At 68.3% G+C, this 568-nt stretch carries 1 protein-coding gene; it reads right to left on the bottom strand.

The window, feature by feature from the left end:
- Positions 1-568: Clp protease N-terminal domain-containing protein (locus LPA54_RS35685; RefSeq protein WP_228984719.1), on the bottom strand; the 568-nt coding region annotated here is incomplete at both ends.

Here is a 568-nt window from a genome sequence, read left to right as displayed (position 1 = left end):
ACCGACCAGCGTGTGCAGCTCGTCGATGAACAGGATGATGTCGCCGCGGGTGCGGATCTCCTTGAGCACCTTCTTCAGGCGCTCCTCGAAGTCACCGCGGTAGCGGGAGCCGGCCACCAGGGCGCCGAGGTCCAGGGTGTAGAGGTGCTTGTCCTTGAGGGTCTCGGGCACCTCGCCCTTGACGATCGCCTGGGCGAGGCCCTCGACGACGGCGGTCTTGCCGACGCCGGGCTCACCGATCAGCACCGGGTTGTTCTTGGTACGGCGGGACAGCACCTGCATGACCCGCTCGATCTCCTTCTCGCGCCCGATGACCGGGTCGAGCTTGGACTCACGAGCGGCCTGGGTGAGGTTCCGGCCGAACTGGTCGAGGACCAGGGACGTCGAGGGGGTGCCCTCGGCAGGCCCGCCGGCGGCGGCGGTCTCCTTGCCCTGGTAACCGGAGAGCAGCTGGATCACCTGCTGCCGCACGCGGTTCAGATCAGCGCCCAGCTTGACCAGGACCTGGGCGGCGACGCCCTCGCCCTCACGGATCAGGCCGAGCAGGATGTGCTCCGTGCCGATGTAG

The sequence above is a fragment of the Streptomyces sp. DH12 genome (assembly GCF_020873895.1).
GTDB lineage: Bacteria > Actinomycetota > Actinomycetes > Streptomycetales > Streptomycetaceae > Streptomyces.
The sequence above is the reverse complement of the archived record's forward strand: the minus strand, read 5'-3'. Positions and strand labels throughout refer to the sequence as shown.